We start from the raw sequence: 20,051 nt of genomic DNA, 5'->3' as shown, positions 1-20,051 counted from the left end.
CCATCTTCATCTGTTAGCCAGGGCCTGAAGGCCATGGAGAGATTGTTTGCCCCCAAAAAGCATGGGCGTAACGATGCGTGCCCCTGCGGAAGTGGACTCAAGTACAAAAAGTGCTGTCTGTGAGGGCATCTGAATCGATGCTTGGTTGCCAGCAGCGCCGGATGCTTGGATGAAGGCCGGCCTCATAAAAACTCAAATGGGCTCTAGAGGCTGTTAAAGGTCTTGAGGTCAGGTCAGGCAAAAGCAGCTGAGGAAGCGGAGTTTAGGGGTTGTAAGGGAGCATCCGAGCCCGTTTTCAATGCAGCATGGGCGAGCTCGGATGCATCTCGTATATAGCCTAAGGCTAAGCATAAGCTTTCAATAGGCGGCTCGTTCGCTATGGAAACCTATCAAGGATCAAATTCAGCAGTTATGATCCTGCAGCACCCACCTGTGAAAATCTTACCTCTAAGCTATATAGGGAGTCTTGCAGGCCCAGCTCTTTGTAAAGCTTTTCGGCCTGGTCATAATGCTCTTGGGCATCTGAGTGCTCTCCCAGCGCCTTATGGACAAGCGCGGAGCTGGCCAGTAGATTAGCTCGAATTTTTGGGTATACGTTGTTTTCTAGTTTGAGGGCGAGTTTGAAGTTGGATTTTGCGGAGAGTAGGTCTCCTTCGTCCTTGTCAACTAGGCCGATATTTAAAAGCGATGCTACTTGCGACCTTTTGTCTTCTTCTTGGATTGATAGTTTGTAGGCCTTAACGTTGTACTCGCGCGATTTTTCCAGGTTCTTGAGTCCCTGGTAGATGTTGGCGATATTTCCGTAGTGCCGTAACAGGCTTCTTGAGTCGCCCATCATCTCCGCCAAGTCAACGGCCTGGTCAAGGAACTCCAGTGCCTGGTGGAACAAGCTTTCGTCGCCTGAGATTTCAGCCATGTGCTTCAAGCGAATGGCGATGTTTGTCAGTAAATTTGACTTGATCGAGCGCAGTTCTTTCTTTTCGCTATCGTCCTTTGAGGTTTTCAGCGTGTCGTCAAGCAATGACTTGGCTTGACTAAAGTACTGGTCGGATAGTTCCAGGTTTTCTAGATTTAGATAGCAGCTGCCCAGACCGTTAAGGTGCTTTATTCGACCTATTTTGTGATCAATGCTGTCGGATATTACCAATGCTTTTTCAAACGCGTCTATGGATTCAGAGAAGCGCCCGTTGTTTTTATAAAGGAATCCCAGGTTCCCAAGTACTGCCTCTCGTTCTTTGAGAGTGATATCTTCTTTTTCGAGGCACGCTTTAAAGACCTTCTCAGCCTCCGGTAGTTTGCCTCTAAGCATAAGCCCTATCGCATAGAGGTTGGCTTCTTTTACGCTTTCGGGATCCAGGCTTGCAGCATGAGAATAATAAATATCTGCTTGGTCGGAGCCCAGTAGTGTATAGAGGTTGGCTATATCAATGAAATCCTGTGCCGCCATCTTTCTGCTGGTGTTGGCCAAGCTGTCTAGCAATTCCTTGGCTTGGTTTAGTTCGTTCTTTTCGATTAGGAGAATGACTTGGGCTTTAAGCGTCTCTCCTGTTTGAAAGGATCGCCCTAGGAGCTCTTCCAGCTTTTTGTCAACAATCGAGTCGTCGAAATGTGATAGCCAGTTGCTTATGGCCGTCGCTTTTTCAATTATGCGCCTAGGGATTTCGGAGAAGTTTTTTATCACGACGTCACGCATCTGCCTAAGGTCATCAACCCCGGTTGACAGAGCTTTTGTTTTGCGTATGACTTGGTTGAAATCCAGCACGTTTTTAGTGGTGAATTTAATGCCTGGGCACTCGGCATCTACTTTGTATCTGGTTTGCTTTTGTTTCAGTGAAAAAAAGAACAGTTCACCTATTTTTGTACGATGCTCATTCTCGATCAAGCCGTTGATCGTTGAGTTGATTTTCTTCGAGTCGACTCGTGAGCTTACTTGAACCCCAATTCGATTGGATTCGTCCAGTAAATCAATGGACTTGGCGTTCGTGGTCGTGTGGTTGGTATTGGCTAGATTCCACTTGTGCGAGACATTCAATATGCTAGCGACAAAATCTTCACTTACTATATTGGTGTCAACAAATCCAGAGGCGGTGTTCGTCTCAATAAAGAATTTAAGTACAGCAAAGTGAGTAGCGATCTCATCAAGCAAAGCTTTCCGTTCCAGCATTTTTCTATCCTTGAGTAGTGGTTTCACTGGGTGTGCCAAGAACAGAGATCCTACAATCATGCGATGTCATAACGCCACCCGCTTTCCAACGTCACTCGCCTTCTCAGTTCATAGCAGTGCAGATGCTCGTTTTGGAGGTACACGGCGTCCACCAGGCCCAGGGCCCCAAGCTAAGGCTGCGCTGCTGTGCGGTGGTTGTGGTGATGTCGGATTGGTAGGGGGTGGAGAATCAGTGACGCGCGCTCAACTTTGTATCGCTTGCGGGGCTTACGGAGTAGGGGGAGTTGATACGTGGAGGGGGGAGAGATAGACGGTTCAGTTCTGAAGTAGTACAGCCGGATCTAGTATGCGTACTAGCAAAGCACCCAATGGGGATAGGGGGCTTGCTGGGAATAGTATGTTTTCTGAGGGCGTCCGCTGGAGTTGCGGAACGACTCGGACATCAGCCGCCAGGTCGGGATCGAGACGATGGTCTTGTCGAAGTTCTGCACCTTGACCGTGTGCAGGGTGATGTACACCACATCGCCGTCGGCGCCGACCTGGGGCATCTCGATCCAGTCGCCGACCCGCAGCATGTCATTGCTGGTCAATTGCACACTGGCGACGAAGGACAGCAGGGTGTCCTTGTAGACCAACAGGATCACCGCCGACATGGCGCCCAGGCCCGAGAGCAGCAACAGCGGCGAACGGTCGATCAGCGTGGCGACGATCACAATGGCGCCAAACACGAACAGGACCATCTTTGCCAACTGCACATAACCCTTGATCGAGCGCGTGCGGGCGTGTTCGGTGCGTGCGTAGATATCCAGCAGGGCATTGAGCAGGGCGCTCATGGCCAGCACCTGGAACAGGAAGGTAAAGGCCAGCGCGACATTGCCGAAGAAGATCAGGCCGTTCTTGCTCAACTCCGGCACCAGGTGCAGGCCGAACTGGATCACCAGTGAAGGCGTGGTTTGCGCCAGGCGATGGAAGACCTTGTTCTGCAGCAGATCGTTGACCCAGTGCAGCGCCGGCTGGCGCCCGAGCAGCCGGGCGGCATGCAGGATCACATAACGCGCGACCCGGCCGAGCACCAGCGCCACGATCAGCAGCAGCGCCAGGCCCAGCCCGGCTTGCAGCAGGGGATGTTGATCGAGGGCGCTGAAAAAGTCCTGGGCGCGCAGCCAGAGCTGTTTGATATCCATGGATGATGACGAATCTTCTGAAGGAAATGACCGGGGGATTAGATCATTTAACATCGGGAAGATGACCGTTGAAGACAAATCCTCTCACAAAAAAATCGCGGGTGAACGGACCTCCGTATCAGCTCATCCAGTTCCCCCCGTCGACGTTGTAGGTTTGCGCAACGACATAATCGCTCTCCGCCGATGCCAGGAAGATTGCCATCCCCGTCAGGTCTTCGGCGGTGCCCATCCGGCCATAGGGGACTTGCGCCCCCACCTGTTTCTTCTTTTCTCCCGGGGGGAGGTGTTCATGCCGGGCGAACAGGGCATCGACGCCGTCCCAATGCTCGCCGTCGACCACCCCGGGGGCGATCGCATTGACGTTGATCCTGTGCTTGATGAGGTCCAGCCCGGCTGACTGGGTCAGGCTGATCACGGCCGCCTTGGTCGCGCAGTACACCGCGACCAGGGCTTCGCCGCGACGCCCGGCCTGGCTGGCCATGTTGATGATCTTGCCGCCATGACCCTGGCTGATCATCTGCTTCGCGGCGGCTTGAAGGGTAAACAGCGTACCGGCCACGTTGATGGAGAACAGGCGCTCGTAGCTTTCACGAGTGATCTCGCTGATCGGTGCCAAATCAAACAACGCGGCGTTATTGACGAGGATGTCGAGTTTGCCGGCCTGGGTAATCACCGTGGCAATGGCGTCGTCGATAGAGGCCTGATCGGTGACGTCCATTTTCACCGCATAAGCCTTTGGGCCCAGTTCGGCGGCGGTCGCCTGTGCGCGTTCAAGATTGATATCGGCGATCGCCACGCTGGCGCCTTCGCGGATGTAGGCCACGGCGAATGAGCGGCCTATGCCTCGGGCCGAACCCGTCACCAGCGCGCTTTTTCCTTCAAGTCGTTTCATCAGATGGGCTTCCTGTTCGCGAAAATGAGCGGCTGTCGGCCGAAGGGCTGCGACAGCCGGTGGTGCGGATTATTTTTTCGGGTAACCCGCGCGCTGCATGTCCTTGGCCGTGGCTATCTGCGCAGCGCTCAGGGCCTGCTCCACCGACATCTGGCCGGTGAGCGCGGCGGAAAACAGCTTGCCCACCGAGGTGCCAATGGCCTGGAACTCGGGAATCGTCACGTACTGGATGCCGACATAGGGCACGGGCTTGGCCGAGGGGCGGGCGGGGTCGGCGTTCTGCATCATTTGCAGGGTGATTTTGGCAAAGGGTGCTGCCTTCAGGTAGGCATCGTTGTAGGTGGACAGACGGGTGCCCGGCGGCACATTGGTGATGCCGTCCTTGTCGGCGACCAACTGTATGTAGTCTTTCGATGTGGCCCAGGTGATGAACGCCTTGGCGGCCTCTTTGTGCCGGGACGTCGTGGGTATCGCCAATGACCAGGCATACAGCCAGGACGAACCCTTGTCTGTGACCTCGACCGGTGCCGGGGCGAAGCCCACCGTGTCGGCGACCCGGCTTTGGGTCTTGTCCGTGGTAAAGGAACCGGCGACGCTTGCATCGACCCAGATAGCGCATTTGCCGCTGTTGAACAGGGCCAGGGTTTCGTTGAAACCATTGCTTGAAACGCCTGGCGGGCCGTAATTCTTGAGGGTGTTGACGTAGAAGTTGGCCGCGGCGGTCCACTCGGGCCCGGTCAGTTCGGGTTGCCATTGCTCATCGAACCAGCGCGCTCCGAAGGTGTTGGCCAGGGTGCTCAGCAGCGCCATGTTCTCGCCCCAACCGGCTTTGCCACGCAGGCACATGCCGTATTGCTCTTTATCGGGGTGGTGCAGTTTGGCGGCAAACTCGCCGAGCTGGGTCCAGGTCGGATGCTCGGGCATGGTCAGCCCGGCCTGCTTGAGCAGGTCCGTGCGGTAATAGGTGACTGTGCTTTCACCGTAGAAGGGCAGGGCATAGAGGGTGTCGTTGAGCGACAGGCCCTGGCGCACCGACGGGAAGATATCGGCGACATCGTAGGCCGCCGGCAGATCCTTCATCGGTTCCAGCCAATGCTTGGCGGCCCACAGCGGCGTTTCGTAGGTGCCGATGGTCAAGACGTCAAACTGTCCGCCTTGTGTTGCAATGTCGGTGGTCAGCCGTTGGCGCAGGACGTTCTCTTCCAGCACGACCCAATTCAGCCTGACGTCGGGATGCTGTTCTTCGAAAACCTTGGAGAGCCGCTGCATGCGGATCATATCGCTGTTGTTCACCGTCGCGATGGTGAGGGTTTCGGCGGCTTGGGCGGCACAGGCCAAAGACAAACCAGCGGACAGAATGAGCGCGTGATGCCGGGTCTTCATGATGCTCTCCACTCCACGCCGGTGGCGCGGAATTATTATTGTTGTTGTAAACCGTGGCTGGTCAAAAATGTCTCGGACCGCAGCGGGTGACGGCTGGATTACACCAGCTCGCGAAAGGCGCAACAAACGCGTTGAGGACGAGAAACCGATACTTTTTTAATCGCGCCGCCTGGTCCCTGTAAAGATCAAAAAAGTACCAGTCATGGGTAATACCTTGGGTAGCGAACACCCTTTGATCCGGCTATGTTGCTGTTCAGAACTATAAAAAAGGGGCAAGCCATGCCTGATCGCCGCGCCGCGCTATTCGAGCAGCCCCCGGCCGAGCTGGAGGTCATCCTGCCTCAGCCGGAGCACAGCTTTCGCTGGTATGAGCACGACTATCCCTACGCGCTTGCGCGCTGGAATCATCATCCCGAATACGAAATCCATCTGATCCGCCAGGGGAGCGGCAAACTGGTGGCGGGCGACTACATCGGTGCGTTTGCCGCCGGCCACGTGGCGATGATGGGGCCGGACCTGCCCCATGACTGGATGGGTGACCTGGCGCCGGGGGAGCATCTGCAGGGGCGAGATGTGGTTTTGCAGTTCGACGGTGCGGCGCTGCTGGCCCTGCGCGAAGTCATGCCCGAGCTTGGCGATTTGCAGGTGCTGTTCGAGCGCGCCCGGCGGGGCCTGGAGTTCACTGGCGAAACGGCCCTTGAAGCGGCACGGCTGCTGGAAGCCATCGGTCCTGCCCAGGGTTTGCCGCGTTTGCTGATGTTCCTGCAGTTGTTGAACACCCTGGCGAGTGCTCCGGTGACAGAGGCGTGCTGTCTGGCCAGCACCTGCTATATGCCTGCGCTGGATGCGAAAAGCTCCGAACGCATCCATAAAGCCTTCGATTACCTGCTTCGGGAGCTGACGGGAGATGTCCGGCTGTCAGTGATCGCCGGGCAGTTGGGGATGAGCGAACCGGGGTTCTCGCGATTTTTCAAACGTATTACCGGGCATGGCTTTATCGACCTTATGCGCAAGCTGCGGGTCCAGCGCGCCTGCCGTTTGTTGCTGCAAACCCAGATGTCGGTGGCGGACATCTGTTTCGAGGTGGGCTACTGCAACCTCTCCAATTTCAATCGGCACTTTCGTGTGGAGATGAACCAGACCCCGACCGACTATCGTCGTGCCAACCCATTCAGCGCACAAAAACAGCGCTGTTTGTCGCGCTTTTCACAAAGAAACTCGGCCTCGGCGCTCGAAACCGTTACCCTATGCCGCTGATATTTTGTATTTCTTCGAGGTAGCACCCGTGTTTTCCGAATTCGCCCTGCACGAACGCCTGCTCAAAGCCGTGGCCGAGCTTAAATTTGTCGAGCCTACGCCCGTGCAGGCCGCGGCCATTCCACTGGCGTTGCAGGGGCGTGACCTGCGGGTGACGGCGCAAACGGGTAGCGGCAAGACCGCCGCGTTCGTCCTGCCGATCCTCAATCGCCTGATCGGCCCGGCCAAGGTTCGCGTCAGCATCAAGACCCTGATCCTGCTGCCAACCCGCGAGCTGGCCCAGCAGACCATCAAGGAAGTCGAGCGTTTCGCCCAGTTCACCTTCATCAAGTCCGGCCTGATCACCGGTGGTGAAGATTTCAAGGTCCAGGCCGCCATGCTGCGCAAGGTGCCGGATATCCTGATCGGCACCCCGGGGCGGATGATCGAGCAACTGAACGCCGGCAACCTGGACTTGAAAGAAGTCGAAGTGCTGGTGCTCGACGAAGCCGACCGCATGCTCGACATGGGTTTTGCCGAAGACGTGCAGCGCCTGGTGGACGAATGCACCAACCGCCAGCAGACCATGCTGTTCTCCGCCACCACCGGCGGTTCCGGCCTGCGCGACATGATCGCCAAGGTTTTGAACAACCCTGAGCACCTGCAGCTCAATGCGGTCAGCCAGCTGAACGACACCACGCGCCAGCAGATCATCACCGCCGACCACAACCAGCATAAAGAGCAGATCCTCAACTGGTTGCTGGCCAACGAGACCTATCAGAAAGCCATTGTCTTCACCAATACCCGGGCCATGGCCGACCGTATCTACGGCCGCCTGGTGGCCCAGGAATACAAGGCTTTCGTCCTGCACGGCGAGAAGGACCAGAAGGACCGCAAGCTGGCCATCGACCGCCTGAAGCAGGGCGGGGTGAAGATCCTCGTGGCCACCGACGTCGCCGCTCGCGGCCTGGACGTGGACGGCCTGGACATGGTGATCAACTTCGATATGCCGCGCAGCGGCGACGAATACGTGCACCGTATCGGTCGGACCGGGCGTGCCGGTAACGACGGCCTGGCGATCTCGCTGATCTGCCATGGCGACTGGAACCTGATGTCGAGCATCGAACGCTACCTCAAGCAGAGCTTCGAGCGCCGCACCATCAAGGAAGTCAAGGGCACCTATGGCGGGCCGAAGAAGGTCAAGGCTTCGGGCAAGGCTGTCGGCGTGAAGAAGAAAAAGACCGACGCCAAGGGCGACAAGAAGAAGTCGGCCGCCAAGGCACCGACCAAACGCAAGATCGCCAACCGGCCGAAGACCGATGCCCTGTCGTTGGTCAGCAAGGACGGCATGGCGCCGCTCAAGCGCCGCAAGCCGGAAGCCCCGGCTGCCGAATAACCCGCTATCGGTTGCGTGAAAACGCAGTGAAGCGGTTGCTCTCCCACCAATGCCCCGACTTGTCGGGGCATTGGCGTTTTTGTGGGGCGATGCTTGCGCAGCTGCCCTTCAAATAGTGAAGGGCGGTAGTGGCACTTTGCTAAAAAACGGCAGTCAGATGGGAACTTCAACAACGACGCTCTGGTATTATTTCGCGTTCACGTTGGCAGGATGATGGAGCCCTGGAAGGCTCCGTATAGGGAATATGCTCATGAACTACCTCGAACGCTCCATGTCTGCCTTGCGCTCCATCGGCATCACTTTCCCGGAGCAGAATGCTCCCGTGCTGGCACTGCTGGACAAGGTATCGGTGTATGACGCCACCCGCGTCACCGCCATCGCCGCCACGCTGCAACAGTCCACGGTGTTCAATGCCGTGGTCCGCGACAAGTTGCAGAGCATGGACGTCAGCACCCGTTATGCCGATATCGCCGCCAGCTTCGATTCGATCCAGGCCGATGCCCGGCAGATGATGGAATGGATGGCCGACGGCAAGCTGCAATTCTCCGAGCGCATCCAGCTGGGCTGGATGAATATGCGCCGCGGTTCGATCCCGGATCGCTTCGAGAGCATTCGCAAGAACTACCTGGATGTGGCGAAGTCGGCCAATGAGCAGATACAGCTGGAAAGCCTGATTCTCGAAGCCTATCAGGACTATCGCCTGGCGATGAAAACGGCCGAGATAGATGCCTGCGAAGTGCAGAAAATCGCCCAGGCGAAGATGGATAGCGGGCGCCAGGGCCTGACCGAGGCCGGCGCGGCCCTGGAGGGTGCCGAGCTGGAGGCGAGCGAACGGGCCAAGCTCGAACTGGCACGGGATGTCGCCTTGCGCGACCTGCAGGACGAGGACAAACGTTACCAGATCATCACCGATATCGCCGATCAGTTGAAGACCGCCTACAACGCTGCCGAGTTGGTGTTCGCGCGCCTGAGCCAGTACCACAGCGTGAAGGAGCGGCTGTACCAGCGTGCCGTGAGCTTTTTCGCCACCAACGAAATCGTCCTGACCGGTCTGGCGGCGGGCTTTACTTCGTCCGGCGGGCTGGCCGAAGTGACCAACACCCTGAATGCGATGAACCAGGGGATCAACTCCAGCCTGGAGATCCAGGCCAAGGTCGGCGGCGAGCAGTTGAATGCAGCGTTGAAGGCCGGCTATGGCTCGACCCTGAAGGCCAGTTCGGTCAAGGCCCTGGCCGATGCCGTGGTGGATTTCCAGGCCAGCAGCCTGAGCCTGATCCAGGAGTTGCGCAAGGAGTCTTCCGCGGCGGCGGCGGAAATCGAGTCGATCACCGAGGACAGCAAGCGTCGCTTCAGCGCGCTCCTGCAAAAGGGGATCTGAAGTGAGCAACGTTGTCTCCCTCACCGAGCAGATGGGGGCCATGGCGCTGATCGACGAGATGCGTTTCAGCCAGGCCGAACTGCAGAAACAGCTGGACCTGCCCAAGCATCGCTTGCGGGTGGCCGAGCAGATCCGTGAGTTTTACCGGGCCAAGGGCATCGAGGTGGAGGATGCCCTGGTCGAAGAAGGTGTCCGCAACTTTTTTGCCAACCGCTTGACCTATCAGACCTCCGCACCGATCAGCCCGTTGGCCAGATTGTTGGCGTGGGCCTATATCACTCGTGGGCGCTGGCTGGTGCCTGCCGTGGGGATCCTGGGGGTGGGACTGTGGTTGCTGCTGATGGGCCCGACTTTTGGTCGGGCGTCAGTGAGCGCCGCCCAGGGTAAAGTGGATGAGGCTCGGGAACTGGTGGCAAGCCATGCCGGGCAGCGTGAGCAGCTGGAAAAGCGTGTCTCTACGCTGAGAGGCGACACGCTGGTAGCGAATTTGCCCTCGGCCCGGCAGATATTCGAACAGACCGGGCCGGTGCTGGAGAGAGCGCGCGCAGTCGAGCGGATCACACTGCCGGCCCAGGTCACGGAACAGAGCTACAAAGAGGACTCCAAGCTGGCCTATGCGGCGGTCAAGCGCCTGAAGAAAGACAGCGCCGACATGAAGGCACTGACCAGTCAGCTGGATGCGCTGAGCGCGCAAACGGACGCGATCAGGCCCTCGCTGACGCAATTGCAGGACGCGCAGGAGCAGGTGCGCAAGATGGGCTTGAGCAAAGCCGATGCCGAGCAGTTCCAGCCGTTGTTCGCCAAAGTCGATCAGGCCGCCAAGGGTATGGATACAACCGCGGCCGAACAGGGGTTGAAGGAGATCGAGCAATTGCGGGCAGTGGCGGCGGCGCCCCTGACCCTGGAAGTGGTCAGCCGTGCCGGCGAGAAGTCGATGGTTGAGCGCAATTTCGATCCGACCGGGGGCAAGTCCTGGTACCTGTTGGCTGAAGCGCTTGATGCCTCGGGCAATGTCATTCCGTTGCCCATCACCAGTGTCGAGACCGGAGAGCGGCGTTATGCCTCGATCTTTGGCGTGCGGGTCAATCAGGCCACCTACCAGGCGGCCAAGAACGACAAGCTGGCGGATGGCCTGGTCGATGATCGTCTGATGGGGAAAAAGGCGGCCAACTCGCTGTCCTTTGCGTTCGTCAAAGGGCCGGTCAAAACCAAACCTGATTACATCCTGGAGTGGTAATGAACGCGAGCCGTATAGAAGCTTCCCTGCGTGACAACTCACGGAACCAGGAGGCACAGCTGCGTCAACTGCAGCTCGAGCTGTCCTCCGCCCACGATCAGGAGTTGCGCCTGCAGCAGGGGCTCGGCAACGCCTTTGCGCATATCGCCAATTACCAGCTGTCCGGCGGTGCGCCGCTGTCTGCCGAGGTCCAGCGCTTGCTCGACCAGCGCGAGCAGGCGGAGGCAACCCTGCGCCAGGAACTGACGGAGGTGGAGGCGGGCATTGCCGGGCAGTTGCAAGTGATCTCGGGCTTGGCCGAGGCGCTTGAAACCCAGGTGGCTGACCTTGATCAGCAAGTCGAGCAAGACCTCCGGGTCCAGCAGCAGGCCGCCTTGGTCAGCGAGGCCGACGAGCAGTCCTACAAGGAACTGCGGGATGAGTGTCGGCTCAAGCTCCAGGCATTCCAGGCCGACTCGCTGTATGTCTACCTGCGCGACCGCGGATTCGGTACCGAGGGTTATGTGGGGCGGTTTGTCGGGCGAGGGTTGGATCGCTGGATTGCGCGACTGTGCAATTTCACCCAGAACAGTGCCGCCGAGCGCATGCTGCTGGCCATGCAGCGGGCCAATGAAGCGGTTGGCAAGGAACGTCAGGCGAATCGGGCGGCCCGGGAGGCCGAGCGCGCGCGACTGCACCAAAGTGCCCTGTCCAGCAGCGACCTGCCGGTGTTGCAGGAGCGTCAGCGACAAGCGCAGCAGGCGCTGGAAGCAGGCAAGGCGCAGGCCAATGGGATCCATCGGCGCCTGGCACCGTATGTCAGCAAGCGTGACGAGGATTTCGCCAAGGCGTCCGAGCTGTTGTCCCGGCAACTGGCCGAATTGAATGACCTGACCCTGGAGCAACTGGCTGGACAGACCCGGGGTTCACAGGATGATGAACTGGTGCGCAGGGTGCGTGATCTGCGTGCCGAGTTGGAGGTGGTGCGGTTGCGCGTGCCGTCTCTGGAGCAGCAATGCCGGGACGCCGAGGCCGGCTACGAGTTGGCCAAGCAACTGGAGCGTGCGCTGCAGTCCGGGGGACTTATCAGTGCCCGTTACGACTATCGGAATGTGGATCTTGGCAGGTTGCTCGTCGGGTTCATGCAGGGCGCAATGTCGCTCTCCCAGGTGGTGAGCGAGGTGGACAATAACCGCGAGTTCATCAGGGTTGCCCCCAGTCCGAGCAGCAATCGGAGTCGCAGTTCCCACAGCAGCTCAGGCGGTTTCTTCGCCGGCGGCTCTTCGGGCGGTTCCAGTTCCGGCAGTTCGTCCGGCTCTTCCAGTTCCGGGGGCGGAGGCGGTTTTTCCACCAGCGACAGCCTCTAGTCTATCCTATGCAAGGCATCTCACTCTCACACGTGAAGGGCTAATCAGGATGACGACTTACAACTGGGAACTGATCGAACGTCTGCTCCATGAAGTGCAGAACAGCGCCGGCCATAGCTTTGCCCCACGGGTCTACGCCGCGGAGCATGCCTGCGCCCAGGCGGCGCAGGGGCAGGTGCCGGACAATCTCGATGACCTGAAGGCACAAGCGGCCGACTACGAGCGGCTGCTGCTCAAGCACGACTATATCGAGAGCCGCCCGGAGGACGAGGGCGGTAATGGCGAGAACTTTATCCTTACGCCGCGTGGCTCTGCCCTGTTGAGCCTGCTCGATAGCAGCATTCCCGGCAACGATCACCCTTTGCAGGTACTCGACGAGCAGGTTGATGCGCTGGACCCGGCCACCTTCGATCAGTTGGCCGCCAAGGTGCAGATCGCCTGAGCCCCGGGCCAACAGACGACGGTTTTTGCTCAACCGCCCTGAGCGGTTTTCAGGCATTTGAGCTGCGAGAAGTCCTGGCGCATTTCGTCGATCTTCTTCAGTAGCCGCGTCCGTTGGTCGGCGTTGCTCTCGGCCATCAGCGCCACCAGCAGGCTGCGGGTGGCCTGCTCCGCACGCTCGTGGGCCTGGCGGTACTCGGTGGTCCACAGGCTGTCCTGATCTTGCAGCAGCTGTTCGATCCGTTGCGGGAAGTCCGCGCGCTGGCGCTGTTCGACCGCCTCGCTCAATTGCATCTGCCAGTTCATCCGGTTGGCCACCCATAGCCGGTTCTGTTCGCCGAGGCTGGTGGACCAGGCGGTGATGCGCTGTTGCTGGCTCAGGCTCAATGGCCCCAGCCAGCCCTTGAGGCGCTTGCTCATGCGCTCGGCGCGGTCGCGGATCTGTTCGTCGACGGGCGGGGTCACGTACTCCGCTCGATGTTCACGCTGATCCTTGGCAAAAGCCTGGCTCATCTCGCTGACCTGTTGATCGCTCAGGCCCCGCAGCAACTCGACCGCCGAGGGCGTGACGGTGCGCGTGACCTGGGCAATCGCCTGGCGGGCCTCGGCGGTGCGGGCCTGCACGTTGGCATCGGTGACCTGACGGGTTTCGACCATCTGCTGCACGTGCTCGAGCCAGTCCAGGTAGTCCGGCAGTTGCGTGGTGCAATGCCAGTGCAGGTGCTCCTTGAGGCGTTCGCGGAACCAGTCTTTCTGCCCGCGGTTCATGTCCACGTAGTCGCCGAGGGTCCAGGGAATGATCACATCGAGGTTGCGATAGGCCAGGCTTGCCCGCGAGCAGGCACCGATGGCCAGGCTCAGGAACAGCAACCAGAAGAGGGAGGTCAGCCGGTACGACATGGACGAATCCTGATGGGGACACCTTTCCATGGAACGCTTCTGCGGCCAGTGGTTCAACCGCTCAATGGTTTCCATCGATGACTATGGCGGCTGATACGGGCGCAAGGGGACTTGTGCACGGGTGATCGGCGCGGTATCTGCAATGGGGGCGGGAGTGTTGCTTCAGCCCTGCGCCTTGAGGTTCAAAGCGCAGAGTGGCTTGGGTGTTGCGCGGGGGGAATTACTTTTTGCCGAGGGTGATCTGTTTCGACGGGCCGAAAGTCTGGCCGCTGACGCCTTTGGCAATTTGCTGGATCTCGCCGCCGGATTTCAGGAAAGCCGCAATTTGCTCGTTGATCGAATCGCTGGTTTCAACGGCTGGAGCGGGCTTTGCTTTGCTGTTCGATGCTTTTACGCGCATGGCGGCCATTAACCTGTGTAGATATTAACTGGATCGATCATTCTACCTGAAAGGCTTGACAATTGCTTGATAAATATCCAAGGCAAAGGTAGTGGGGTATTCGCCAAGACGTGGTGGGGGCCTTGTTATTATTGGCTAAGCTACTGTTTTGACTCGTAACCCGGCCTCGATATTTTCCACCCAAGGGTGGATTTTCAAGGGGGAGTGCAGCCAGCGTTCTGACGAACGGGCCTGTTTCTGTCGGCAACCCCTTGAAAATCAAGCCTTGCAGCGGGCTTTTCAGCCGGGGGCAAGCGCCGTGAAACAGCGTCGTCAAACTCGGGTAGAATGCCAGCCACGCAATGAGGGTATTGGAAATGGCTTTAGTCGGGCGTTATAACAGCTTGCAAGTGGTTAAACACACTAATTTCGGTTTGTATCTGGACGGCGGCGCGGACGGCGAGATTCTTCTGCCCAACCGTTATATCCCCAAGGATATTCCCAGTGAAGATGAAGACTGGCTGAATGTTTTCATTTATCTGGACAGTGCTGACAAGTTGATTGCCACCACGGAAAAACCCAAAGTTCAGGTCGGTGAGTTCGCCAGTCTCAAAGTCAAGGAAGTTAACAGTATTGGTGTGTTCCTCGATTGGGGATTGCCCAAGGATCTGCTGTTGCCGTATTCCGAAGAGAAGCGCCAGTTGAGCGCCGGCGACTATTGCGTGGTGCATGTCTACCTCGACAAGCATACCCGTCGTATCACCGCCACGGCCCGCCTGGATCGCTACCTGGACAAGACTCCGGCCAGCTACACGCCCGGCCAGGAAGTCGACCTGCTGGTGGCCGAAGCCACCGACATGGGCTTCAAGGCGATCATCAACAACAAGCATTGGGGGCTGATTCACAAGAACGAAGTGTTCAAGTTCCTGCGGGCCGGCAAAGAGGAAAAGGGCTTTATCAAGGAGATCCGCGCCGACGGCAAGATCAGCCTGAGCCTGCAACCCGTCGGCGAAGAAGCTTCCGGTAGCCTGAACAGCAAGATCCTCGCCAAGTTGCGTGAAAACAACGGTGTGCTGGCGGTCAGCGACAAGAGCGATCCGACCGTGATCAGCGGTTTGTTCGGGGTCAGCAAAGGCAACTTCAAGAAAGCCATTGGCGCGCTCTACAAGCAAGGGCAGATTGTGATCCATGCCGATCGCATCGAATTGAGCTGAGTGTGGATGTTGCCCGGGCTGACGTCATCGCCGGCAAGCCAGCTCCCACAATAATCGCGTTTCAGCGTGATTCTGTAGGCGCCGGCTTGCTGGCGATGGACTGCGTAGCTGTCCTGTGTCGCAATCCTGCAAGGCTCAGCGTCGCACCAGGGCCGCCCCGGGCGCTGCGGCCGCCACCGGCCGCAACACCACCAGTCCCGCCAGTACCAGGCCGCTGCCCGCCACGATCAAGGCCGGTTGCAGGCCACCGCTGAAGTGGCTGCTCAAGGCCGCGAGCAACGGCCCGCAGAGCTGGCCGATGGCGAAACAGGCGGTCAGCCACCCGGCATTGCGATGGGTGGCGTGCGGCGCCAGTTCCCGCGAGCGCTGCATGACCAACTGCATGCAGGCCAGGAACGGCGTACCGCAGAGAATCACCCCCAGCACCAGCCCCAGGCCGCTCGATAACAGGCAGGCGAAGACCCCGGCGGCCTGCAGCCAGAGCGTCACCATCAACCAGCGACGGGTACTGTCGGGTTTGGCGCGCCGCAGGCTCACGAGCACCACGCCAAGGGCCGCGACCAAGCCGAAGCCGGGCCAGAACAGATCGGCCTGCCATTGCCCGTGGAAGCGCGCACTGGCCATCTGCGAAAGAAAGGTCGCCGGAATGATGTAGCCCAGGCCGTACAAGGCATAGACCAGGCCCAGATGACCGATGGATTGCTGTTCTGTGTCCACGATCACGGGTGCGGCTGTGGTTGTGGCCACGGGTGTGGCGCTCGGCAGCGGCAGGAAGGGCAGGATCAACAGCAACATCAGCAGGCCGACGCCGGCGTACACCAGCCACAGGGTCGACGAATTCTCTCCCAGCAGGTTCGAGCCCAGCGCCAGCAAGCCGGTGAGCACGATGCCCAGGCCGGGACCGGCAAACACCCAGGCACCCAGGCGTGGACGGCCGACGGCATGGGCCAGCGGCTGGCTCAGGCTGGTGATCATGACCACTACCCAGGCACTCGCCACCCCGGTGCCGAAGCGCAGCAGCCAGTGTGACCAGAACCCATGGGCCCAGTACGAGGCCAGGGTCAACAGCACGCATAACCACAGGCCGGCGAGCAGGCGCAGGCGGACATGGTGCGCGCGCCGGGCGAACATGGCGTCCACCGCGCCCAGCAGGTAGCCCAGGTAATTGGCGGCGGCGATCAGGCCGCCGGCGGTCAGGTCGATCTGGCCTTCGCTGATCAGGTGCGGCAGTTGCGGGGTCAGGGCAAAGCGGCCCACCCCCATGGCCATCATCAGGGCGATAAAGCAGGCGGTTAAACGAATCAGAGGTGACATGGCGTCATTTCCCGACAGAGGACTATGACCGTCAGGCTAGGATCGATTGACTTTCTTTAAAAATGAATAATAGTGAGTAACTTGTTCAGTTTTGGAGAGGGTCATGGAGTTCAGCCAATTGCGGATCTTCCACGCGGTCGCCGAGGAGGGTTCCATCACCCGCGCCGCCGAGCGCCTGCACCGGGTGCCGTCGAACCTGTCCACGCGGATCAGGCAGCTCGAGGAGCAACTGGGGGTCGAACTGTTCCTGCGTGAACGCCAGCGCCTGCAATTGTCTCCGGCCGGCAAGGTCCTGCTCGATTACTCGAACCGGCTGTTTTCGCTGCATGACGAGGCGCAGGCTGCCGTGCGTGGCGGGCAACCGGCGGGGGACTTCGTACTGGGCACCATGTACAGCACCGCGGCGATTTACCTGCCGTCGATGTTGGCGCGTTATCACCGCACCTATCCCGAAGTGAACCTGCAGGTGCAGTCCGCGCCCAGCGGCGAATTGCTCGAAGGGCTGGTCTCCGGGCGCCTGGATGCCGCCCTGGTGGATGGCCCGCTGCAGTTGGCGGGGCTCGACGGCCTTGCATTCTGCGATGAAACCCTGGTGCTGATCGCACCGGCCGATCACCCGCCGGTGCGCAGTGCCCTGGAAGTACAGGGGCAGCCGGTTTTCACCTTTCGCCGCGGCTGTGCCTACCGCCTGCGCCTGGAGGCCTGGTTCGGCCACTATCACGCGGCCATGGGCCGGGCCATCGAGATCGAGTCCTATCCCGGAATGCTCGCCTGTGTCACCGCCGGCTCCGGCGTGGCGATGATGTCCGAGTCGATGCTGGCCAGCCTGCCCGGGCGGGAAAGCGTGTCGGTGCATCGGCTGGTCGAGCCTTTTGCCAGCGCCACCACCTGGCTGATGTGGCGCAAAGGCATGGTCGGCGCCAACCTGGCGGCCTGGATCGAGCTGCAGAAAAGCGCCTTGCTGCCCCTGGCGGACAGTGCCGAAGGGCTCCGTGCGTCGGCTTGAAGCGTTTTGCCATGATTTAAATCAAAGATCCTGCTGCAAGGGACAGCATTGCGTAGGACTTAGGGCTATGATCTGTGTGAAGCGGCTACAGAATCCCGTCGCTCGCATTACCCTGAAGGGGGCTATATGAAAGACAAACTGCAAACCTGGCTCCATGACCTCGGTGTTGCCCTGGGTCTGATCGAACCGCCACTGCAGCCGGTACCTATTCGTACCGACGATGATCGCCGTCGCCGCCAGCCGCGTCGCTAAGCGCCCACGGGCCGGCAACAGGGTTCAGCGCTCTTCGCCGTGCCGTGTTGGCGAAGTTCAGTGCCTGGCGATTTTCTCCAGGAAATGACTCAAGTCGTTGACCGTGACCGCTTCCTTGAGCAAGCGGTCTTCCTCTTCGGTAAACGCCGTCAGATCAAACTCATCTTCAAGATGGAACATCAGGTCTTCAATGTCCTGGGTGTCGAATCCCAATCCCTGCAAACTCTGATCGTCAGCGAACGCCTGGTGGTCGTCGAGCCGTTGGCTGACGAAATCATGCACGCTCTTGCGAATATCGGCTCTTTTCATGCGCCCGGTCTCCCTGTCTGCCTTTGCGGAAAGGGCGGCGGGATTGTGCCTGGGAGAGGGAATCCGGCGGGTTCGGCGGGCCGGGTTTTTTCATAGATAAATCGACTGAGATCGCCAAGGGTGGTGATGCCTATCAGGTCGCGGTTCAGATCCAGCCGCACATCGAACAGGCACTCAAGGTTGTGGAACAACTCGACGAGATCAAGGGAACAGGTGTTGTCCGTGGCCTTTGACGGATCTTGCGACCATTTCAGCGACAGTTGTTCTTCAATGGAATGGCAGATTTGCTGATGAATCTCGAGTCTGTTCATAAGAGCCTCGAAGAAGGGTTTCTTATTGTTCGACCCTTTCCTGGGGCATTGCGATAGTGGCCAAACTACGACACCAGCGATCCTTGTACCTTCCGGTTAATCAAAAAGGTAGTCGCTATAGGCCAGTACAGCACAAGTTTTGCGCGGGACCTGACCGTTCATCTCCCTGAGCGTGCGCAGGGCGGTCAATGGGGGAAGGCGGCAGGCAAAAAAAACGGGTGCGACAACCGACGTCGCACCCGCTGAAGTAACCGCGGTATCAGATGGCGCTGGCGACGCTGGCCGGGCGCGGAGACAACAGGCTGACCACGACGAAGCTGATCAGGCCGATGGCCAGGCTGTAGTAGATCGGGGTATTGGCGTCCAGGCCGTCCTTGATCATGAACACCAGGGCGGTGATGAAGCCCAGGGCCATGCTGGTAATGGCGCCGCTGGTGGTGGCGGGCTTCCAGAAGATTGCGCCGATCAGCGGAATCAGCATGCCGCCCACCAGCAGGTTGTAGGCCAGGGTCAGGGCGCTGATCACGTCGCTGACCACCAGGGCGATACCCAGCACGACGATCCCGGTCAGGCAGGTGAACAGGCGGTTGATCCCCAGGCTCGACTGCTTGCCGCCGCGCAGTTTCGGCAGCAGGTCTTCGGTCAGCACGGTGGAGGCGGCCAGCAGGCCGGCACTGGCGGTGGACATCATGGCCGCCAGGGCCGCGGCGATCACCAGGCCACGAATGCCATCGGGCAGCGACTGTTTGACGATGGCGGCAAAGGCGTTGTTGACGTTGGCCAGGTCGGGAATCAGCACATGGGCGGCCATGCCGATCAGGGCACAGGCCAGGCCGTAGGCGATACAGTAGACCCCGGCGACGCTGCCGGCATACTTCGCGACTTTCTCGTCCTTGGCGGTGAACACCCGTTGCCAGATGTCCTGGCCGATCAGGATGCCGAAGAAGTAGATCAGGAAATAGGTGATGATGGTGTCCCAGCCGATGGTGGTGAAGCTGAAGCTGCTTGCCGGCAGCTTGCTCACCAGTTGGTCCCAGCCGCCGACGCGGTAGAGGCAGATCGGCAACAGGATGAACATCAGGCCCACGGTCTTGATGACGAACTGGACGATATCGGTCAGGGTCAGCGACCACATGCCGCCGATGGTCGAGTAGACCACCACCACGCCGCCGCCCAGTAGTACCGAGAGCCAGAACGGCAGGTTGAACAGCACTTGCAGCACGGTGCCGATGGCGAGGATCGAGGTCACGCCGATCATCAGCGCGTAGGCCAGCATGATCACCGCGCTGGCCTGGCGGGCCATGGGGTTGTAGCGCTTCTCCAGGACCTGGGTCACGGTGAAGATCTTCAGTTTAAGCAGCGGTTTGGCGAGGAACAGGTTCAGCGCGATGATGCCGAAACCCAGGGCCGCGCAGAGCCAGAAGCCGGAAATGCCGTGGACATAGCCCAGGCGTACGGTGCCGACGGTGGAGGCGCCACCCAGTACCGTGGCGGCCATGGTGCCCATATACAGCGTCGGGCCCAGGTTGCGTCCGGCCACCAGATAGTCTTCGTGGGTCTTGGCCTTGCGCATGCCGTAGTAACCAAGCACGAGCATGCCGGCGGCATAAATGAGTACAACCAATAAATCCAAAGCCATGACGGCGTGTCTCCGATTATCTTTTTTATGGTCGAGCAAAGTTCAAGGCACATGCTGTGGCGAGGGGCTC

At 59.3% G+C, this 20,051-nt stretch carries 19 protein-coding genes and 1 pseudogene; 10 read left to right on the top strand and 10 right to left on the bottom strand.

What is annotated here, in order from left to right; translation table 11 throughout:
• The first annotated feature begins 33 nt into the window (after positions 1 to 33).
• Complete coding sequence (locus M5C56_RS32350; protein WP_247263406.1) at positions 34 to 123, top strand: SEC-C metal-binding domain-containing protein; 90 nt, start codon at positions 34 to 36, stop codon at positions 121 to 123.
• A gap of 286 nt (positions 124 to 409) precedes the next feature.
• On the opposite strand, the gene M5C56_RS03515 is transcribed toward M5C56_RS32350, so the two are convergent.
• The 4 genes and pseudogenes from M5C56_RS03515 to M5C56_RS03500 form a co-directional block, all read right to left on the bottom strand.
• Positions 410 to 2,164, bottom strand: a complete 1,755-nt coding sequence (locus M5C56_RS03515) for an SMEK domain-containing protein (protein ID WP_103499843.1) — start codon at positions 2,162 to 2,164, stop codon at positions 410 to 412.
• Positions 2,165 to 2,586: 422 nt separating this feature from the next.
• Positions 2,587 to 3,348 (bottom strand): annotated as a pseudogene (locus M5C56_RS03510) (mechanosensitive ion channel family protein); the annotation flags it as partial.
• A 118-nt stretch (positions 3,349 to 3,466) separates the two neighbouring features.
• The gene (locus M5C56_RS03505; protein ID WP_103496474.1) at positions 3,467 to 4,240 is read right to left on the bottom strand and encodes an L-iditol 2-dehydrogenase; all 774 of its coding nucleotides are present in this window, start codon (positions 4,238 to 4,240) and stop codon (positions 3,467 to 3,469) included.
• Positions 4,241 to 4,309: 69 nt separating this feature from the next.
• Entirely contained in the window at positions 4,310 to 5,623 is a 1,314-nt protein-coding gene (locus tag M5C56_RS03500; protein ID WP_103496475.1) for a sugar ABC transporter substrate-binding protein, read from the bottom strand.
• A gap of 279 nt (positions 5,624 to 5,902) precedes the next feature.
• Here M5C56_RS03500 and M5C56_RS03495 point away from each other — a divergent pair, with 279 nt between their 5' ends.
• The 6 genes from M5C56_RS03495 (at position 5,903) to M5C56_RS03470 (ending at position 12,658) form a co-directional block, all read left to right on the top strand.
• On the top strand, positions 5,903 to 6,880 hold the full coding sequence (locus M5C56_RS03495; RefSeq protein ID WP_103496476.1) for an AraC family transcriptional regulator: 978 nt from the start codon (positions 5,903 to 5,905) through the stop codon (positions 6,878 to 6,880).
• A 28-nt stretch (positions 6,881 to 6,908) separates the two neighbouring features.
• Positions 6,909 to 8,255 carry a DEAD/DEAH box helicase gene (locus M5C56_RS03490; protein ID WP_100938924.1) on the top strand — a complete coding sequence of 449 codons (1,347 nt, stop codon included), beginning with the start codon at positions 6,909 to 6,911 and terminating at the stop codon, positions 8,253 to 8,255.
• Positions 8,256 to 8,505: 250 nt separating this feature from the next.
• Positions 8,506 to 9,633, top strand: a complete 1,128-nt coding sequence (locus M5C56_RS03485; RefSeq protein WP_103496477.1) for a merozoite surface protein 3b — start codon at positions 8,506 to 8,508, stop codon at positions 9,631 to 9,633.
• 1 nt (position 9,634) lies between these two features.
• Entirely contained in the window at positions 9,635 to 10,870 is a 1,236-nt protein-coding gene (locus M5C56_RS32450; RefSeq protein WP_247263403.1) for a DUF6384 family protein, read from the top strand.
• Positions 10,870 to 12,216 carry a hypothetical protein gene (locus M5C56_RS03475; protein ID WP_103496478.1) on the top strand — a complete coding sequence of 449 codons (1,347 nt, stop codon included), beginning with the start codon at positions 10,870 to 10,872 and terminating at the stop codon, positions 12,214 to 12,216. The genes M5C56_RS32450 and M5C56_RS03475 overlap by 1 nt, the downstream gene beginning before the upstream one ends.
• Positions 12,217 to 12,265: 49 nt before the next feature.
• On the top strand, positions 12,266 to 12,658 hold the full coding sequence (locus M5C56_RS03470; protein ID WP_103496479.1) for a transcriptional regulator: 393 nt from the start codon (positions 12,266 to 12,268) through the stop codon (positions 12,656 to 12,658).
• A gap of 29 nt (positions 12,659 to 12,687) precedes the next feature.
• Here the strand turns inward: M5C56_RS03470 and M5C56_RS03465 are convergent, their stop codons facing one another.
• A complete protein-coding gene (locus M5C56_RS03465) occupies positions 12,688 to 13,557 on the bottom strand; it encodes a DUF6279 family lipoprotein (RefSeq protein WP_103496480.1) in 870 nt (289 codons plus the stop codon).
• A gap of 220 nt (positions 13,558 to 13,777) precedes the next feature.
• Entirely contained in the window at positions 13,778 to 13,966 is a 189-nt protein-coding gene (locus M5C56_RS03460) for a hypothetical protein (RefSeq protein ID WP_176987101.1), read from the bottom strand.
• 347 nt (positions 13,967 to 14,313) lie between these two features.
• On the opposite strand from M5C56_RS03460, the gene M5C56_RS03455 reads away from it, so the two are divergent.
• Positions 14,314 to 15,150, top strand: a complete 837-nt coding sequence (locus tag M5C56_RS03455) for a S1-like domain-containing RNA-binding protein (protein WP_100938929.1) — start codon at positions 14,314 to 14,316, stop codon at positions 15,148 to 15,150.
• A 135-nt stretch (positions 15,151 to 15,285) separates the two neighbouring features.
• Here the strand turns inward: M5C56_RS03455 and M5C56_RS03450 are convergent, their stop codons facing one another.
• The gene (locus tag M5C56_RS03450; protein WP_103496481.1) at positions 15,286 to 16,464 is read right to left on the bottom strand and encodes an MFS transporter; all 1,179 of its coding nucleotides are present in this window, start codon (positions 16,462 to 16,464) and stop codon (positions 15,286 to 15,288) included.
• A 103-nt stretch (positions 16,465 to 16,567) separates the two neighbouring features.
• Here M5C56_RS03450 and M5C56_RS03445 point away from each other — a divergent pair, with 103 nt between their 5' ends.
• A complete protein-coding gene (locus M5C56_RS03445) occupies positions 16,568 to 17,470 on the top strand; it encodes a LysR family transcriptional regulator (protein ID WP_103496482.1) in 903 nt (300 codons plus the stop codon).
• Positions 17,471 to 17,596: 126 nt separating this feature from the next.
• Positions 17,597 to 17,722, top strand: a complete 126-nt coding sequence (locus M5C56_RS32335; protein WP_017903325.1) for a PA1414 family protein — start codon at positions 17,597 to 17,599, stop codon at positions 17,720 to 17,722.
• Between the two features lie 57 nt (positions 17,723 to 17,779).
• Here M5C56_RS32335 and M5C56_RS03440 read toward each other — a convergent pair whose 3' ends face one another.
• From M5C56_RS03440 to M5C56_RS03430, 3 genes are all read right to left on the bottom strand, one after another.
• A complete protein-coding gene (locus M5C56_RS03440) occupies positions 17,780 to 18,031 on the bottom strand; it encodes a phosphopantetheine-containing protein (protein ID WP_103496483.1) in 252 nt (83 codons plus the stop codon).
• Positions 18,028 to 18,342: an acyl carrier protein gene (locus M5C56_RS03435; protein WP_103496484.1), complete on the bottom strand. Its 315-nt coding sequence runs from the start codon at positions 18,340 to 18,342 to the stop codon at positions 18,028 to 18,030. The genes M5C56_RS03440 and M5C56_RS03435 overlap by 4 nt, the downstream gene beginning before the upstream one ends.
• A 259-nt stretch (positions 18,343 to 18,601) precedes the next feature.
• Positions 18,602 to 19,981, bottom strand: coding sequence for a sodium:solute symporter (locus M5C56_RS03430; protein WP_103496485.1), 1,380 nt, complete (start codon positions 19,979 to 19,981; stop codon positions 18,602 to 18,604).
• Between the last annotated feature and the right edge of the window lie 70 nt (positions 19,982 to 20,051).

The organism is Pseudomonas sp. MWU13-2862 (assembly GCF_023242495.1).
GTDB classification, from domain to species: domain Bacteria; phylum Pseudomonadota; class Gammaproteobacteria; order Pseudomonadales; family Pseudomonadaceae; genus Aquipseudomonas; species Aquipseudomonas gingeri_D.
Note: the sequence above shows the minus strand (reverse complement) of the source record. Positions and strands in the feature narration are given on the sequence as shown.

Coding starts and splice junctions, on each gene's coding strand:
- M5C56_RS32350 (WP_247263406.1), top strand. CDS start 34: ATGGAGAGATTGTTTGCCCCCAAAAAGCATGGGCGTAACGATGCGTGC.
- M5C56_RS03515 (WP_103499843.1), bottom strand. CDS start 2,164: ATGCTGGAACGGAAAGCTTTGCTTGATGAGATCGCTACTCACTTTGCT.
- M5C56_RS03505 (WP_103496474.1), bottom strand. CDS start 4,240: ATGAAACGACTTGAAGGAAAAAGCGCGCTGGTGACGGGTTCGGCCCGA.
- M5C56_RS03500 (WP_103496475.1), bottom strand. CDS start 5,623: ATGAAGACCCGGCATCACGCGCTCATTCTGTCCGCTGGTTTGTCTTTG.
- M5C56_RS03495 (WP_103496476.1), top strand. CDS start 5,903: ATGCCTGATCGCCGCGCCGCGCTATTCGAGCAGCCCCCGGCCGAGCTG.
- M5C56_RS03485 (WP_103496477.1), top strand. CDS start 8,506: ATGAACTACCTCGAACGCTCCATGTCTGCCTTGCGCTCCATCGGCATC.
- M5C56_RS03475 (WP_103496478.1), top strand. CDS start 10,870: ATGAACGCGAGCCGTATAGAAGCTTCCCTGCGTGACAACTCACGGAAC.
- M5C56_RS03470 (WP_103496479.1), top strand. CDS start 12,266: ATGACGACTTACAACTGGGAACTGATCGAACGTCTGCTCCATGAAGTG.
- M5C56_RS03465 (WP_103496480.1), bottom strand. CDS start 13,557: ATGTCGTACCGGCTGACCTCCCTCTTCTGGTTGCTGTTCCTGAGCCTG.
- M5C56_RS03460 (WP_176987101.1), bottom strand. CDS start 13,966: ATGGCCGCCATGCGCGTAAAAGCATCGAACAGCAAAGCAAAGCCCGCT.
- M5C56_RS03455 (WP_100938929.1), top strand. CDS start 14,314: ATGGCTTTAGTCGGGCGTTATAACAGCTTGCAAGTGGTTAAACACACT.
- M5C56_RS03450 (WP_103496481.1), bottom strand. CDS start 16,464: ATGTCACCTCTGATTCGTTTAACCGCCTGCTTTATCGCCCTGATGATG.
- M5C56_RS03445 (WP_103496482.1), top strand. CDS start 16,568: ATGGAGTTCAGCCAATTGCGGATCTTCCACGCGGTCGCCGAGGAGGGT.
- M5C56_RS32335 (WP_017903325.1), top strand. CDS start 17,597: ATGAAAGACAAACTGCAAACCTGGCTCCATGACCTCGGTGTTGCCCTG.
- M5C56_RS03440 (WP_103496483.1), bottom strand. CDS start 18,031: ATGAAAAGAGCCGATATTCGCAAGAGCGTGCATGATTTCGTCAGCCAA.
- M5C56_RS03435 (WP_103496484.1), bottom strand. CDS start 18,342: ATGAACAGACTCGAGATTCATCAGCAAATCTGCCATTCCATTGAAGAA.
- M5C56_RS03430 (WP_103496485.1), bottom strand. CDS start 19,981: ATGGCTTTGGATTTATTGGTTGTACTCATTTATGCCGCCGGCATGCTC.